Annotated in this window: 15 protein-coding genes; 4 read left to right on the top strand and 11 right to left on the bottom strand. The window is 63.3% G+C overall.

Features of this window, described 5'->3' with window-relative positions; genetic code table 11:
• Positions 1-356 precede the first annotated feature (356 nt).
• The 4 genes from yacG to C2862_RS11950 all read right to left on the bottom strand — a co-directional run bounded on the left by yacG (position 357) and on the right by C2862_RS11950 (position 2891).
• The gene (gene yacG, locus C2862_RS11965; protein ID WP_136220345.1) at positions 357-545 is read right to left on the bottom strand and encodes a DNA gyrase inhibitor YacG; all 189 of its coding nucleotides are present in this window, start codon (positions 543-545) and stop codon (positions 357-359) included.
• A gap of 9 nt (positions 546-554) precedes the next feature.
• Positions 555-1310, bottom strand: a complete 756-nt coding sequence (gene zapD / locus C2862_RS11960; RefSeq protein WP_136220344.1) for a cell division protein ZapD — start codon at positions 1308-1310, stop codon at positions 555-557.
• A 64-nt stretch (positions 1311-1374) separates the two neighbouring features.
• Positions 1375-2022 (bottom strand): dephospho-CoA kinase, encoded by a 648-nt coding sequence (coaE, locus tag C2862_RS11955; protein WP_136220343.1) that lies wholly within the window; start codon positions 2020-2022, stop codon positions 1375-1377.
• Between the two features lie 5 nt (positions 2023-2027).
• Positions 2028-2891, bottom strand: a complete 864-nt coding sequence (locus C2862_RS11950; RefSeq protein WP_168710048.1) for an A24 family peptidase — start codon at positions 2889-2891, stop codon at positions 2028-2030.
• A gap of 237 nt (positions 2892-3128) precedes the next feature.
• Here C2862_RS11950 and C2862_RS11945 point away from each other — a divergent pair, with 237 nt between their 5' ends.
• The 3 genes from C2862_RS11945 to C2862_RS11935 are packed head-to-tail and all read left to right on the top strand — an operon-like array spanning position 3129 to position 5718.
• The gene (locus C2862_RS11945) at positions 3129-3803 is read left to right on the top strand and encodes a hypothetical protein (protein WP_229467400.1); all 675 of its coding nucleotides are present in this window, start codon (positions 3129-3131) and stop codon (positions 3801-3803) included.
• Positions 3796-4482: an RES family NAD+ phosphorylase gene (locus tag C2862_RS11940; RefSeq protein WP_136220342.1), complete on the top strand. Its 687-nt coding sequence runs from the start codon at positions 3796-3798 to the stop codon at positions 4480-4482. Before C2862_RS11945 ends, C2862_RS11940 begins: the two co-directional genes overlap by 8 nt.
• 60 nt (positions 4483-4542) lie before the next feature.
• A complete protein-coding gene (locus C2862_RS11935) occupies positions 4543-5718 on the top strand; it encodes a pyridoxal phosphate-dependent aminotransferase (protein WP_136220341.1) in 1176 nt (391 codons plus the stop codon).
• 35 nt (positions 5719-5753) lie between these two features.
• Here the strand turns inward: C2862_RS11935 and C2862_RS11930 are convergent, their stop codons facing one another.
• From C2862_RS11930 to C2862_RS11900, 7 genes are all read right to left on the bottom strand, one after another.
• The gene (locus C2862_RS11930) at positions 5754-6485 is read right to left on the bottom strand and encodes a hypothetical protein (RefSeq protein WP_136220340.1); all 732 of its coding nucleotides are present in this window, start codon (positions 6483-6485) and stop codon (positions 5754-5756) included.
• A gap of 45 nt (positions 6486-6530) precedes the next feature.
• Entirely contained in the window at positions 6531-7766 is a 1236-nt protein-coding gene (locus tag C2862_RS11925) for a type II secretion system F family protein (protein WP_136220339.1), read from the bottom strand.
• A gap of 16 nt (positions 7767-7782) precedes the next feature.
• Positions 7783-9507, bottom strand: a complete 1725-nt coding sequence (gene pilB / locus C2862_RS11920; protein WP_136220338.1) for a type IV-A pilus assembly ATPase PilB — start codon at positions 9505-9507, stop codon at positions 7783-7785.
• 295 nt (positions 9508-9802) lie between these two features.
• On the bottom strand, positions 9803-11371 hold the full coding sequence (locus tag C2862_RS11915) for a methyl-accepting chemotaxis protein (protein WP_136220337.1): 1569 nt from the start codon (positions 11369-11371) through the stop codon (positions 9803-9805).
• 128 nt (positions 11372-11499) lie between these two features.
• The gene (locus tag C2862_RS11910; RefSeq protein WP_136220336.1) at positions 11500-11907 is read right to left on the bottom strand and encodes a hypothetical protein; all 408 of its coding nucleotides are present in this window, start codon (positions 11905-11907) and stop codon (positions 11500-11502) included.
• 10 nt (positions 11908-11917) lie between these two features.
• Complete coding sequence (locus C2862_RS11905) at positions 11918-13180, bottom strand: hypothetical protein (protein ID WP_136220335.1); 1263 nt, start codon at positions 13178-13180, stop codon at positions 11918-11920.
• A 239-nt stretch (positions 13181-13419) separates the two neighbouring features.
• On the bottom strand, positions 13420-13977 hold the full coding sequence (locus C2862_RS11900; RefSeq protein ID WP_136220334.1) for a ClpP family protease: 558 nt from the start codon (positions 13975-13977) through the stop codon (positions 13420-13422).
• Positions 13978-14548: 571 nt separating this feature from the next.
• On the opposite strand from C2862_RS11900, the gene xdhA reads away from it, so the two are divergent.
• Complete coding sequence (gene xdhA, locus C2862_RS11890) at positions 14549-16015, top strand: xanthine dehydrogenase small subunit (protein WP_136220333.1); 1467 nt, start codon at positions 14549-14551, stop codon at positions 16013-16015.
• The last annotated feature ends 4 nt before the right edge of the window (positions 16016-16019 follow it).

Genomic DNA, 16019 nt, shown 5'->3' with positions numbered 1-16019 from the left:
CTTTCGGCTGACGCCGAAAGACCGGCACAGGGCCTGCATGTCGATATTGGGCTCTGCCGCCAACATTGCGAACTCGAGTTTAGAAGACATCTGGGAACATTCTTTCCAAGGCATCGCACACTCCATTCGTTGGCTGTGCAATGATCATAAAAGTGTTACCTATGTCTCTAGACAGGTGTTACCTATGTCTCTGTGCTAAACACTCTCGAGCCCACGCGGTACGGCGTTTGCTCATTGATTCGGCATCCCGGTGATACGACTCGGCCATCATCCGCTGTACCGCGTGCGCACGAGTGCGCACCCTACATCTTGTCTACGTTCGTTGTGCATTCATGCGCCGTTGAGGCGCATGCAGATCAGCGCTGGTCGTCGTCCAGCGGATTGTCCTGCGCCTCGTTCGGCGCGGCGGCGGGGATGGTGTACTTCTCTTCGGCCCAGGCACCCAGGTCGATCTGCTTGCAGCGCTCGGAGCAGAACGGACGGTACTTGTTCTCAGGCGTCCATTCGACTTTCTTGGCGCAGGTAGGGCAGGCTACAACGGTCATGGCAATACTTTAGAAATTACACAGGGTGAGCTCGAAGGGGACGTCCTCTTCCAGCGATTTCGGTTTCAAATCGCCGCCCTGGGTGGTGAAACGTACCCACAGCATGTACTTGTTGGCCGAGATCTCGGGAATCGCGCCGAGCGACTCGTCCAGGCCAAGACGCAGCATGTGGTAAATCTTCCCTTGCAGCATTTGCTGATAACTGCCGGCGGCTGCGATCATTTTAGTCGGACGGCCGGAATCGCGCAGCAGGCGCAGCACCAGTGCGAGGGCGTCGAACAGCGGGGCGAGCGGGCCGAACCAGCCCATGATGTCGGCGTAGCGCTGTTCGGTGGGACGCTTCTGCCAGGCGTAATACGAGGGCAGGTCGAATTCGCAGGCGCCGCCCGGGATGATGGTGCGGCCGCGGATGCTCATCAGCCACTCGTTGTCGCGCACGTTCTGGCCGGTCTTGCCCTGGCTGGCCGCGAGGGCGCTGCTCACCTGCTCGACTTCGGCCAGCACGGCATCGAGGGCTTCGGGGGCGACGTTCGGATTGCTGCGGTAGGCCAGCAGGCTCTGCTTCTGGCGTTCGAGTTCCTGCAGCAGGTCGGATTTCAGGTCGGCGCGGCCGGCCACTTCCAGCATGTCGAAGATCGTCGAGAGTGCGACATGGTGCTGCATGGGGTGTTCCTGGCGTACGAAGAACTTGAACTTCTCGTACAGGTCTTCCAGCCGCAACAAGGTACGAATGCGCTCGTTGAAAGGATATTCGTAGACGATCAAAGTGACATTCCCCTGAATGTGGGCTGGCGAGCAACTCCGTGATTCTGAACCATGCGGAGCAAAATTACAAACCCCGCATGGTTGAAGCGGCAAGCCGGGCGGCCTCGGCCATGTAAAACGCGTGCAGGCGCTCCACCTGGGGCGTCAGGGCGGCGAGTCCATCGTCGTTCAGGACGACGTCGTCGGCGCCGGCCAGGCGCTGCGCGCGCGTGACCTGGGCTGCCATGATGGCGCGTACCTGGGTTTCAGATAAATTGTTTCGTGCCATCACGCGGGCGACTTGGGTTTCTTCCGGGCAGTCGACGGCGAGGATGCGCGTGACCCGCTCGCGCCAGGTACCGGACTCGATCAGGAGCGGCACCACGAATATGACGTAGGGGCCGGTGGCGATCGCCGCCGCGGCCGCCGTCGCCTCGCGGATGCGCGGATGCAGGATGCCTTCGAGGCGGGCGCGCGCGCCGGGATCCGTAAACACGAGCTCGCGCATCTTGGCGCGGTCGAGCGCACCCTGCGGGGTGGCGAACGTATCGCCGAACTCGGCCAGGATGGCCGGCATGGCGGACCCGTGCGGCGCGGTGAGGGCGTGGGCGATGGCGTCGGTATCGACCAGCGAGGCGCCGAGCGCCCCGAACATGTCGGCCACCGTCGTCTTGCCGCTGCCGATGCCGCCGGTCAGGCCGACGGAGAATGCACTTGCCTGGCCTGGTTCCATGGTATTTAAGCGATGAAGCCCTGGAAGATGGCGCCGATCCGCTCGCCGTACAGGAGGGCGATCATGCCGGCGGCGGCGAGATAAGGGCCGAAGGGTATCGGCTTGTCGCGTCCCCGCTTGGCGAACACGATCAGGCTGATACCGACGATCGCGCCCACCACCGAGGATAACAGGATGATGGTCGGCAGCATCGCCCAGCCGAGCCAGGCGCCCAGCGCCGCCAGCAGCTTGAAGTCGCCATAACCCATGCCTTCCTTGCCGGTCACGAGCTTGAAGAGCCAGTACACGGCCCACAGTACCAGGTAGCCGGCCACCGCGCCGATCACGGCGTCGCGCAGGGGGACAAAGGTGCCGTTCAGGTTGACCAGCAGGCCCAGCCACAGCAGCGGAAAGGTGAGATCGTCCGGCAACAGCTGGGTGTCGACGTCGATAAAGGTCATTGCAATCAGGAGCCAGGCAAAGACCAGGGTGGCCATGCCGGCGACGCCCGAGCCGAAGGTCCAGACCAGCAGGGCCGACAGCAGGCCGGTCAGCAGTTCGATGGCGGGGTAGCGTGCCGAGATCGGCGCCTTGCACTGGCTGCACTTGCCGCGCAGCGCCAGCCAGCTGATGACGGGGATATTTTCCAATGCCGTGATCTGGTGGCCGCAATGCGGACAGGCGGAACGCGGCACCATCAGGTTGTAGCGATCGGTATGCGGCAACTCCTTGCCGCTCTCATGCGCGACGTAGTTGTCGGACTCGCGCTGCATCATCTTCGGAATGCGGTGAATCACCACGTTCAGGAAACTGCCGATCAGGAGGCCCAGCAGGCCGGCAACCAGGGTGGGACCGAGCAAGCCCGGTGCGGCGAAGAGAAGAGTTTCCAATGCGAGCGTCCGAAAAGTGAAAATGGTTCCGTAGATCAACCTATTTTAGGGTGTTTCCGGCGTTTTGGCGAAGGTGGCATGCACCGTTTGCCTCCTGCGAAGCAGGAATGTGGTGTGCATGCCGCCGTATTCGGCGCAAACTCCGTGCGTGCGCCCCTTGCAAGCGTCGTGGATCAAGTGGATTATATGGGTTATGATGTCATGAAACGAACCAAAATAATCTCATCAGGAGGGTCCATGCGTACAATGGAATACGAGACGCCGGGCATTTCGACCTTGGCGGGCGGGCCCGAGGAAGTCCGCGAGAAATTGGGCGCGGTGCATGCCGAGCAAGTCGTGGCGGTGACCCTGGAGCACGCCACGCCGCGCGAAGCGGCGGCCATCGCCGACACCTTCGCCGGCATAGCCGGGCTGGTGAAAACCATTGTCGGCAAGCAGCATCGCGAATCGCTCGACGCGATCGTCGAAGCCCTGGTGCCGCGCACGCCGCCCACCCCCAACGAGCTCAAGAAAGCGACCATGCTGGTGCGTGCGCGCACCGCAGTCATCGGCAGCGGCGACTGGATGACGGCCGCCGAGATCGCCTCCGTCGCCGGTTTCAGCGCCAGCAATCCCAGCGCCCAGCCCAACAAATGGAAGCGCGAGGGCGCCATCTTCGCCATTCGCCACAACGGCATCGATTATTTCCCTAGTTACGGCCTCGACCCGGGCGCCGGCTACCGGCCGCGCAAGGCGCTGGCCCAGGTCCTCCAGACCTTCGGTGACAGCAAGGATGCGTGGGGCCTGTCCTACTGGTTCATGTCCGCCAACAGTTTTTTGGGCGGCAAAGCGCCGCGTGACCTGCTGGCAAGCGCGCCCGAGCGGGTGATCGCGGCGGCCGCCGACGAATGCGAAGGCGTCGCGCATGCTTAAGCGCCCGGCCGCCAGGCCGCACGCAGCCGCCGCCGGCGTGGCGATCACGCCACCGCCCACGCTCCACATCACGCTCACCCGCTGGCCTGCGGGCGAACCGCTGCACCGCGTGCACCACCTCGACTACGGCGCGGTCCAGTTCAATCCCGGCATCAAGGGCAATGCGCGCTTCAGCCCCATTGCCAACGCCGCCGGCAAGCCGATTCCCACGCTCTACGGTGGCGCCAGCTTTGCCTGCGCGGCCATGGAAAGCGTGTTCCACGACGTTCCCTTCGCCGCCGGCTTCAAGGCCTACGACAAGGCCAAGCTCGACGGCCAGGTGCATTCCCAATTCACGGCCCTTGAGGACCTGCAGCTGGCCGACCTGGGCAGCCGCGCGCTGCGCAAGCTCGGCGTCGAGCGCAAGCAGCTGATCGATACCGAGAAGGACCAGTATCCGCTGACCCGGCAATGGGCAGTGGCCATCCACGCGGGGTTTCCGCAGGTGCAGGGCTTGTGCTGGATTTCACGCCAGGACGACAGCGCACGCTCGGTGGTGCTGTTCGGCGACCGCATCGCAGCCGGTATCCTGCGCCCGAGTGCGGCCACGCGCAGCCTGGTGGCCAATCCACTGGCCTACGGCGAATTGCTGGCGCTGGCCGAGCAGATCGGGGTGGACATCGTGCCGGGCAGGGCGTGAGCGGATTTGGTGTCACCCATATAAAATCCTCGCTCCACAGCCGTTATTCGCAGGAGCACCATGAAAATTTCACAACGCGCCCAGTCAGTCGATCCCTTCTTCGCCATGGAATTCGGCAAGCGCGCCGCCGCCCTGGAAGCGCAAGGCCACCAAGTCATCAAGCTCAGCCTCGGCGAACCCGATTTCGGCCCGCCGCCTGCCGTACTGGAAGCGGCACGCACGGCGGTGGAGGGCGGTTCGCTGCCCTACACGGCAGCCCTGGGCATCGCGCCCCTGCGCGCGGCGATTGCCAATTTTTATCTGCAGGAGCATGGCGTGGTCATCGACCCGCACCGGATCATCGTCACCGCCGGCGCCTCGGCCGCGTTGCTGCTGGTGACGGCGGCCCTGGTCGACCAGGGAGATGAGGTGCTGGTCGGCGACCCTTCGTATCCCTGCAACCGCCAGTTCCTGAGCAGCTTCGGCGCCAACGTCAAACTGGTCGCCACCGATGCCGCCAGCCGTTTTCAACTGGATGCCGCCAGCGTGCGCGCCAACTGGACAGCGCAAACCCAAGGATTGATGATCGCGACACCCTCGAACCCGACCGGCACCTCGGTGCCGCCGGACGAACTGCGCGCGATCTGCGAGTGGGCACGCGAACACGACGCCTGGCGCATCGTCGACGAGATTTATCTGAACCTGGGCGACCGCGATGCGTCCGGACGTCCACCGCAGACCGTGCTCGCCTTCGACGAAGGCGCCATCGTCATCAACAGTTTCTCGAAGTATTTCGGCATGACGGGCTGGCGCCTGGGCTGGGCCGTGGTGCCGGAAGCCATGGTGCCGACCATGGAGCGCCTCGCCCAGAATTACTATATCTGCGCCTCGCACCTGTCGCAGCAGGCGGCGCTGGCCTGCTTCACCCCGGAATCGCTGGCCGTGTGCGAAGAGCGCCGCGTCGAGTTCGGCCGGCGCCGCGCACTGGTGCTGGAAGGTCTTGCCGGGATCGGTTTGCCGGTGCCGGTGCCGCCGGATGGCTCCTTCTACGTGTACTTCGACGTGAGCGGCACGGGTTTGACGTCCTGGCAGTTCTGTGAGCGCGTGCTGGAAGAGGTGCACGTGGCGCTCACGCCGGGCAAGGACTTTGGGCATTGCGGCGCGGATCGCTACGTGCGCCTATCGTATGCGGCCAGCGAAGAGAGTCTCAGCGAGGCCATCAGGCGGCTAGGAGTCTTTATGACGCGTCTTAGATGAATACGTCACGAAGACCGGGGCAGGCGTGATAGGAACTACTCCGGCACCGATCGTGCTCGTGCTGCGAGTTCGTAAAGACGCTGACATGCTGTACTAGCGATAACGAAATACTGCGTAGCACCGACTACGGAAATGTTCTGACGAGGAAGCTTCATCTCTGCCAGTAACCCGGTATTCTTCAGCTTGAGTGCAAAGATTCCTAGTTCCCGAGCCAAATTTATAGGAACGTCGTCGACTCCGGAGCCAACGCGACCTAACGAGATTCCCGGCGGCTGATCTGGACCTTTCTTGATGAAAATGTGGAGTGAACCGTCTGCTTCGACAACCTTGTTGTCGTTTTTCGGCCACCACTTGTGCAGGTCGTCGAAATCCCTATCATTTAGAACTTCTGCTGCCTGAAAGATAAGCTCCTCATCGTTCGATGCCTGCCGGTCCTCAAGGACAATACCGGCAGTTAGCATACCGATGATCATCGGGCCTATGTCTTTTGATGCAGAGAGGGCAACTCGTCGATAAGCGTCAAAGAGCGCCGACGACTGCTTGTCTGTAGGTGCCACCTGCCGGAGCATTTCGTTCAGATCAGCTGATTCGAATCTGCTATCGCTTTCCTTCCGAATCTCTTCGAGAAATAACTTAAAAAATTTCTCGGCGCGGTAGGTGCTCCATCGTTCAATGACTGCGCTCTTGAAGTACTCTATAACTCCACTCACAGCTTGCTCTTGAGCGAGATTCTGCGCGCCAGCCACTAAGGCAGTTGTCGTAAACATCGTCTAATCGCCCCACTTTGTTCGATTAGACGATTATACGTTCGCTTACACCACCGAACCGAGCTTGAAAATCGGCAGATACATCGCCACCACCAGCCCGCCGATCAGCACGCCCAGGATCACCATGATCATCGGTTCCATCAGCGACGACAGCGCGCTCACGGCCTCGTCGACTTCTTCCTCGAAGAAGTCGGCGACCTTGCCCAGCATGCCGTCGAGCGCGCCGGATTCTTCGCCGATGGCGACCATCTGGGTCACGAGACTCGGGAAGACGTTCACGTTCTGCATCGCCACCGTCAGGCTGGTGCCGGTACTGACTTCCGTCTGGATGCGGCGGGTGGCGTCGAGGTAGACCGCGTTGCCGGAGGCGCCGCCGACCGAGTCGAGCGCTTCGACCAGGGGGACGCCGGCGGCGAACATGGTCGCCAGGGTGCGCGTCCAGCGCGCGATGGTCGCCTTGCGGATCACGTCGCCGAAGATCGGCAGGCGCAGCAGCAGGCGGTCCATGGCCTGCTGCATCTTGAGCGAGCGGCGCCAGGACTGGAAGAAGAAGTAAATGCTGCCGAACAGGGTGCCGAAGATCAAGTACCACCATTCGACGAAGAACTCCGACATGCTCATCACCATCAGGGTCGGCGCCGGCAGGTCGGCGCCGAAGCTGGCGAACACGGATTTGAAGGCCGGGACCACCCAGATCATGATCACGGCGACCACGATGAAGGCGACCGCGAGAATCGCGATCGGGTAGGTCAGGGCGGACTTGATCTTGGCCTTCAGGGCCAGGGTCTTTTCCTTGTAGATGGCCAGGCGGTGCAGCAGGTCTTCCAGGATGCCGGCCTGTTCGCCGGCGCCGACCAGGTTGCAGAACAGCGGATCGAAATAGCGCGGGTACTTGCGGAAGGCATTATTCAGGCTGGTGCCGGTCTCGATGTCGGCGCGCAGGTCGAGCACCAGCTTCGACATCGACGGATTCGCATGGCCCTTGCCCACGATGTCGAAGGCCTGCAGCAGCGGCACGCCGGCCTTCATCATGGTCGCCAGCTGCCGCGTGAACATGGTCAGGTCCTTGTCGGTGATCTTCTTGCCGCTGCGGTAGATCTTCTTCTTGACCTTGGTGACCATGATGCCCTGGCGGCGCAGGGTCACGTTGACGATCGCCTCGCCGCCGGCGCGCAGCTCGCCGCGCACGGTCTTGCCGGACTTGTCCTTGCCTTCCCAGGCGTAGACCGCTTCCTTGACTTGCGCGCCGCCGCGGCTTCGGGTGGAGAGGGAGGTTGCCATGTCGATCCTAAATTTTCTATTCGTTGGTGCAGCCGAGCACTTCTTCGAGGCTGGTCAGCCCCTGTTTCACTTTCATCAGGCCGGAGCGGCGCAGCGAATTCACGCCGTCCTTCTCGGCCTGGGCGGCGATCTGCATCGAATTGCCGTGCGCGAGGATCAGTTCCTCGATCGCCGGGGTGATCGGCATGAGCTGGTAGATGCCGACGCGGCCCTTGTAGCCGGAGCCGAGGCAGCGTTCGCAGCCGACCGGGCCGTAGGGCTTCCAGTCCTCCTGCAGGTCGCCTTCGCGGTAGCCGGCCGCGAGCAGGGCCTCACGCCCCATCTCGAGCGGCTGCTTGCAGGTGCACAGGCGGCGCGCCAGGCGCTGGGCGGTGATCAGGATCACCGAGGAGGCGATGTTGAAAGGCGCCACGCCCATGTTCATCAGGCGCGTCAGGGTCGAGGGCGCGTCGTTGGTGTGCAGGGTACTGAAGACCATGTGGCCCGTTTGCGCGGCCTTGATCGCGATGTCGGCCGTTTCCAGGTCGCGGATTTCGCCGACCATGATGATGTCGGGATCCTGGCGCAGGAAGGATTTCAGGGCCACCGGGAAGGTCAGTCCGGCCTTGTCGTTGACGTTGACCTGGTTCACGCCGGGCAGGTTGATCTCGGCCGGGTCTTCCGCGGTCGAGATGTTGATGCCAGGCTTGTTCAGCACATTCAGGCAGCTATAGAGAGAGACGGTCTTGCCGGAACCGGTCGGCCCCGTCACCAGCACCATGCCGTAGGGACGCGAGATGGCGTCCAGCAGAATCGCCTTCTGCTCCGGATCGTAGCCGAGTGAATCGATGCCCATCTGCGCCTGGGTCGCGTCCAGGATACGCATGACGGTCTTTTCGCCGAACAGCGTGGGCAGCGTGCTGACGCGGAAGTCGATGGTGCGCGTGGCGGACAGGATCAGGCGCATGCGGCCGTCCTGCGGCACGCGCTTTTCCGAGATGTCGAGCTTGGCCAGCACCTTGATGCGCGACACCAGCTTGTCGCGGATCGCCAGTGGCGGCGTGGCGTGGTCGCGCAGCACGCCGTCCACGCGCATGCGGATGCGGTAGAACTTCTCGAAGGGCTCGAAGTGGATGTCGGAGGCGCCCAGCGACACGGCGTCCATCAGGATCTTGTTCAGGAAGCGCACGATCGGCGCGTCTTCCACTTCGGTGGTGGCTTCGACCGGCGCGGCGGCCTGTTCTTCCTCGGCGAACTCGATCTCGCCTTCCTCGCCGACCAGGTCGCCCAGGGACTGCTCGGCGCTCTTGGTGAGATTGGCCAGCAGCGCGAGCAGGGCATCGTGGGCGACGATCACCGGCTCGACCGCGGCCTCGCTCTGGAACTTGATCTGGTCCAGCGCCTGGGTGTTGGTCGGGTCGGAAATGGCCACCGACAGGCGGTTGCCGCGCTTGGCCAGGGCGACCACGCGCTGGGCCGCCATCAGCTTGGCGTCGATCGCCGCTTCCGGCAGCGATTCGATGCTGAAGGTCGACAGGTCGAACAGCGGATAGCCGAAGGTCTCGGCGCAGAAGACGGCGAGGGAGGCGGCGTCGAGCGCGCGCTCGGCGATGATGGCGTCGATCAGGGCGGTGCGGTCGCCCGCGGCCTTCTTCTGCAGCGCCTCCGCCTGCTGGGCCGTCAGGCGCCCGGCCTGCACCAGCGCGCGCGCAAGCCCCGACAACTGGGTGCCTGGGGTCGCGTTCGGGAGGACTGCTGCCATATGAGCCGTGTTATGAGAGGAAAGCCGAGGGGCCGCCCAAGGCGGCAGACTCCTCGGATGATGCCTACAGGCATCAAGTTTGTAAAGCGTTTCAACAGGGTGGCGAGGCATGCTTACCACGTAGACGAAATGCCATGACGCCCCGTAGAGCCGGGTTTGTTGGCGTTTCGATTACGGGTGTTAGCGGCACGCCAAGCGGTGTGAACATTGCGACATCGCCGCCCAAAACAATACCGGCGCCCTCAGGCGCCGGTATTGTTTTGGCATTACTTATTCACACAAGGTTGTGCCGGGTTTAACGCAGGGCCAGCGGCGCCGGACGCGTGTGCAGGACCGGGGCCCCGCCGCTATCGGCCAGCTTGAACACCGACAGGGCGCCGGTCAGCTGGGTGGTCTGCTCGGTCAGCGATTCCGCCGCCGCCGAGGCTTCCTCGACCAGGGCCGAGTTCTGCTGGGTCATCTCGTCCATGCTGTCGATCGCGCGGCCGATGTCCTCGATGCCTTCGCTCTGGCGCTGGCCGGCCATCGAGATCTCGGCCATGATGTCGTGCACCTTCTTGACCGAATCCACGATCTGGCCCATGGTCACGCCGGCCTGGTCGACCAGCGCGCTGCCGGCGTTGACCTTCGAGACCGAGTCGCCGATCAGTTCCTTGATTTCCTTGGCGGCAGCGGCGCTGCGCTGGGCCAGGTTGCGCACCTCGCCGGCCACGACCGCGAAACCGCGGCCCTGTTCGCCGGCACGCGCCGCTTCGACCGCCGCGTTCAGCGCCAGGATGTTGGTCTGGAAGGCGATGCCGTCGATGACGGAAATGATCTCGACGATCTTCTTGGCCGAGGTGTTGATGTCGCCCATGGTGCTGACCACGCCGCCCACCACCTGGCCGCCACGGGTAGCGATGTCGGTGGCGGAGACGACCAGCGCGTTCGCTTCGTTGGCATTCGCCGCGTTCTGGCGCACGGCGCCGGTCAGCTCGTCCATCGCACGGGCGGTGCGCTCCAGGTTGGCGGCCTGCGATTCGGTGCGGCCGGCCAGGTCGGCGTTGCCGCTGGCGATTTCGGCGCTGGCCACCGCAATGGTCTCGGCCGAGCTCTTGATCTCGGCGACCATCGTGGCCAGGCGCGCGCGCATGTCCTTCAGAGCCACCAGCAGGCTGGTGGTGTCGCTGGCTTCGGTGCGGATGTCCATTGCCAGGTCGCCGGCTGCGACCGCACGCGCGATCTCGCGCGCATATTCCGGCTCGCCTCCCAGTTGATGCCAGATGGCGCGCACCACGAACCAGGACACGACGGCCAGGCTCAGGATCACGACCAGGGCGGTGAGGATCATGGTCCACAGCACGCGGCGCACGTTCGCCTCGCTGCTGGCGATGCCGGCCTTGAACTGTTCCTGGGCCTTGACCTGGGTCTGCTCCAGGTCCTTGGTCAGCGTGGCCAGGGTGCTTTGCATCTTCGGCACCACGGCCTGGGCGTCGCCCTGCTCGAGTTCGAGCATGATGCGCGCGGCCGACAGCGCCGGTGCATAGTAATCGTTGAATTCCTTGAGCAGGCGGGCGCCGTTCGCGGCCTGGCCCTCGATCGCGCCGAACGCTTTCAGGTGGGTGCGCACGGCCTCGGCCTGCTTGCCCATCTCGTCGATGCGCGCCTTGTCGCCTTCGCTGACGGCGCTCATCAGGCCGTCGGTGATGTCCTTGACTTCGAGCGTGAGGGCCTTCGATGCGTCGAGGACCGGATAGTCCGTCAGTTCGGTGGAATGGATCGAATCCAGGGCCTTGTTCGCGATGCTTGCGCTGACGCCCACGCCGAGGCCGAAAATCAGGGTCGAAATGACCGGAAGTGCCCAAATCCTGCGCTTGATGCTCATGCTGTTCGTCTCTCTCTCAACTCGCTGACAATGATTAACCAGGTCTTACCTACGCCTTCAGCTAAAAAGCCCTGCCGGCTGGGGAGCGGGCAGGGCCGGGGATGCGGGAGCGCTGCTCCTATCCTTGTTTACGGCGCGGTGTAGACAACCTTGACGGTGCCGTCGACGGCGCTCTTTTCCATGTAGCCGATCGCCTTCGGGTTGGCGGCGACGGCGGCCTTCACGGCGGCGCTGTTGGCGACTTCCTTCGGCATCGTGGCCTTGCCGGTGAACACCAGCTTCGACCACAGGGCCTTGGCTTGCGAGGCGTCCTTGTCGGTGACCTTCTTGTAGAACTCGCCACGGATGGCGGCGTCTTCCGGCTGGTCGACCGGGGTCATCGCGCTCGATTTGCCGAGGAAGAACTGGGCGACCTGGTCCTTCGTCATGGTCGCTTCGGCGGCCTTCGGGTTCACCACGACCACGACTTCGGCCAGTGCCGGCACCGAGGCGCCGAGGATGGCTGCGGCGACGGCCGCTTTCAAGAGTTTGTTCATGGCGCGTTCCTTAGAAAACGAAGTCGATCGCCACGGCGCCGACGGTGACATCTTTGTTGAAGCCTGGCGCTGCGTTCAGCAGCAGGCCGCTGCCGACTGCCGGCTTGACGCGGTCGATCTGTGCCTTCAGGGCCAGCGAGCGGTAGAAGTCCCAACGCACGCCGATCGAGGTGGTGCTCGACTCGCCCTGGCCCACGCCGGTGTACGGCAGGGTGTTGGCGCCGGCGCGCAGTGCAGCCAGCTGGCCGCAGACGGTCGGGCTGGCGACCGGGCAGGTGGCCGGCACGACGTTGGCCACGGTGCCGTCGATCTTGAGCTTGCTCTGGATGACGTATGGCAGGAACTTGCCGATGCGGTAGCCGCCCATCACGTACCACGAGCTGGTGTCGTTGACGTAGGCATCGACCTTGCGCTTGGCGAATTCGGTCTGGACGACGATGTTGTTCCAGTCCATGCCGAGGCCCACCGAGGTGAACGAGGCTTTCTTTTCGTTGGTGTCGAGCTGGTTGGCCATCTCGGTCAGCTGCGGTGCGCGCAGTGCGGTGCCGAAGCTGCGCAGGCCGGTCAGCAGGGTGCCCAGGCGCACGGCGCTCGGGCCGTCGCCGTAGATCGACACGGTGGCGTCGACGCGGCCGAAGCGGGCGGTGAACGGGCCGTGTTCGGCGACGATGTTCAGGGCGCTCATCTTCTTGCCGCGGGCGGTCAGGTCGCCGGCGAGCGGTGCTTCGGCGCCGCCGAAGGCGATCTGGCCGGTGACGGTGGTGTCGCCGAAGCTGTGCTGGTAGGTGAGGTCGATACCGTCGAGGCTATTGAACGGCACCTGCGAGTACATCTCGACCGGCGGACGCAGGAAGTTGTTGGCGTAGCCGACGTTGCGGTAGTCCGAGATCATGAATGCCGGCAGGCCGATACGGCCGACGCGCACGCTGGCCTGGTCGCTGATCTTGGCCTTGGCGAAGGCCCAGCCCAGTTCCGCGCCATACTCTTCTTCGGCATCGCGGCGCACCAGGCCCTGGGCGGTGAAGGACAGCCAGCTGTTGACGCCGATGTCGGCTTGCAGGCCGAGGTTCGAATCCACGCCGGTGCGTGGGCTTTTCTTGACGCCGGAAGCCTGGTTCGGACGGCCGAATTCGGCCTGGTCGGTGTTGGTCCAGGTGAGGGCGCCAGTGCCGAAGCCACTGATCTTGACCGAAGGGCCTTGCGCTTCTTGCGCGAAGGCCGACGAGAGCGCCAGCGGCAGAGCCAGGGCGGCGGCGATAATCTGCTTATTCATAAGACAACCTGTAACAGATACTGCGTTTATAAGATTTACTTCTTCTTTTCGTGTTGTCAAACGCGATGAGACGTGAAATGACGGAAATGATTGTATCCATCAGGCAAAACAACTGACAAGAAAAAGCACGCTCATGCGGAACAAATAAGGTCCGTTATGGCGTGCTGTTGTAAAGCGGAAACAGTAGATTCGGTAATTATTCGCTATTCATGTGTTTCCGCTAATGTTAAAGATATAAATCAATTCCACCAGTGCGTCGTTGCGCCCATTTCCGGCAGCCTTGCCTGGACCGCCTCATCGATCAGGCCGGCGCGCACCGCCTGCTCGGCCGTGTAGATACGCGCATTACCGAACAGATGGGGGCGGATGTCGTGCGATTCGGGCGCGCCGCGGGTCGCTTCGTCGAAGATGGCGGCATAACGTTCGGCATCGAAATCCAGGCATTCGCGCCATTCCGAAACGCGCGAATGGTCGGCCGCCACCAGGTTGCCGAAGCCCCAGTGCAGGGGGTGTACGAGGAAGCGCGCCCCCGGACAGGCAAAGCGTTTCGATCCGGCCAGGAAAATGACGACGCCGACCGACTCGATACTGCCGATATTAAACGTGGTCAGCGGGATCGGCAGGGATTTCAGGAAAAAGTACAAGGCGAAGCCGGCCGTCATATTGCCGCCTTCGGTCGACATGTGCAGCTCGATCTCGGTGGCCCCGTTCTGCAACGCCTGCAGGCACAGGTTGCGTACGCTGCACGCGGAATGATGGTTGATCGGCCCGATGAAATGAACGATGTGCAAAGCCATTGGCGCTCCTGTCGTGAATCGTCAGGATAACAATTTCTTCCAAGTGCAGGCGTCCGTTTTCCCCGGTCAACTCCCCTGGTAGGTCGAGTACGACCAGGGTGTGACGGCCAGCGGCGCGTGGTCGTTCTGGATCAGCGATGCCGAAAGCGATTGTCAAGCAGCTTGCGGGTTTCGCCGGTTACGGCATATAGCGCGATCGTCATGCCCGGCGGCGGGGCGGCCGTGCGCGGTATCGGGCACGCGGGTACTGAATTTGCTCATCCGCCCCCCCCCTATATGGTGTGGTAAAAATATCTATTATTCGGATCATATATCGATAACTTTCCGTCAATGCATCGCTGAGGTGCGGGATGCGGAAGGCGACCCGAATAGCTTGAACACGCCTAAAATGGTCTCGATTGGGCTGCACTGCCGCATCGACATCGTCGAGCGCTGGAAACAGGGTGATCCCGTCATTGGCCAATGCGCGGCTGATATATCTATTTGATGATAAGCAAAATCAGTTTTAAGACATAGTTGGTTCCGGCCCGGACAGGGTATCCTTCCACGCTGGACCCATACCGAGACAAGCATGGCCGAACCGATCCGCTTTTATTTCCGCAACGCCGTCCACGAAGTGCTTGATGTGGCGCCGACGCAAACCATCCTGCAGCACCTGCGGGAGGACCTGCGCTGCACCGGCACCAAGGAAGGCTGCGCCGAGGGCGACTGCGGCGCCTGCACCGTCGTCGTCGGTTCGCTCGAGAACGGCGAGCTGGAACTGAAAGCGGTGAATTCCTGTATCCAGTTCACGCCTACGCTCGACGGCAAGGCCTTGTTCACGGTGGAAGACCTGCAGCTGCCCGATGGCCGCCTGCATCCGGTCCAGCAGGCGCTGGTCGAGTGCCACGGTTCGCAGTGCGGCTTCTGCACCCCGGGTTTCGCGATGTCGCTGTGGGGCATGTACCTGAAACAGGAGGGGACGCCTCCTTCGCGCTGTCAGATCGACGACGCCCTGTCCGGCAATCTGTGCCGCTGCACTGGCTACCGTCCGATCATCGACGCGGCCCAGCGCATGGGCGAACTGCCGCGCGCCGAATTCGACCGCGCCGCGGTGGCGGAGCAGCTGCGCGCGCTGCAGCGTGGCGAAGGCATGCGCTATGCGTTCGAAGGCCGCAGCTTTCATGCACCGCGCACGCTCGACGAACTCGTTCTACTCCGCGCCACGCACCCGCAGGCGCTGATCCTGGCCGGCTCGACCGACGTCGGCCTCTGGGTCACCAAGCAGATGCGCGAGCTGAACGACATCATCTATATCGGCAACGTGGCCGAGCTGAAAGCGGTGCGCGAGGAGGACGGCTGGCTCGAGATCGGCGCCGGCGTGACGCTGCAGGACGCCTACGCGGCCGTGTGCCGCCACTATCCGCAGGAACTGGGCGAGCTGTGGCAGCGCTTCGCGTCGCTCCCGATCCGCAATGCCGGCACCCTGGGTGGGAATGTCGCCAACGGTTCGCCGATCGGCGATTCGATGCCCTGGCTGATCGCGCTCGGCGCGCGCCTGGTGCTGCGCGGTGCGCAGGGAACACGCGAGCTGGCGCTGGAAGATTTCTATCTCGGCTACCAGCAGAAGGATTTGCAGGCCGACGAATTCGTCGCCGCGCTGCGCGTGCCGCTGCCGCGTGCTGGCGTCCGTTTCCGTACCTATAAACTGGCCAAGCGCTTCGACCAGGACATTTCAAGCGTCTGCGCCGCCTTCGCGCTGACGCTCGACGGCGATATCGTGAAGGAGGCGCGCATCGCCTTCGGCGGCATGGCGGCCACGCCGAAACGCGCCGCCGCGGCGGAAAGCCTGCTGACGGGGCGCGCCTGGAGCGAAGAGACGCTGAAAGAAGCCATGGCCGCGCTGGCCCGGGACTACGCGCCGCTGTCTGACATGCGCGCCTCCAGCGCTTACCGCATGAAGACGGCGCAGAACCTGCTGCGCCGCTTCTGGCTCGAGACGCGTCTCGACAATCCGCTGCCGGCCAGCAGCGTCAACGCATTCGCAGCGCAGGCTTGAGGAG

The sequence above is a fragment of the Massilia sp. Mn16-1_5 genome (assembly GCF_004798585.1).
GTDB lineage: Bacteria > Pseudomonadota > Gammaproteobacteria > Burkholderiales > Burkholderiaceae_D > Telluria.
Note: the sequence above shows the minus strand (reverse complement) of the source record. Positions and strands in the feature narration are given on the sequence as shown.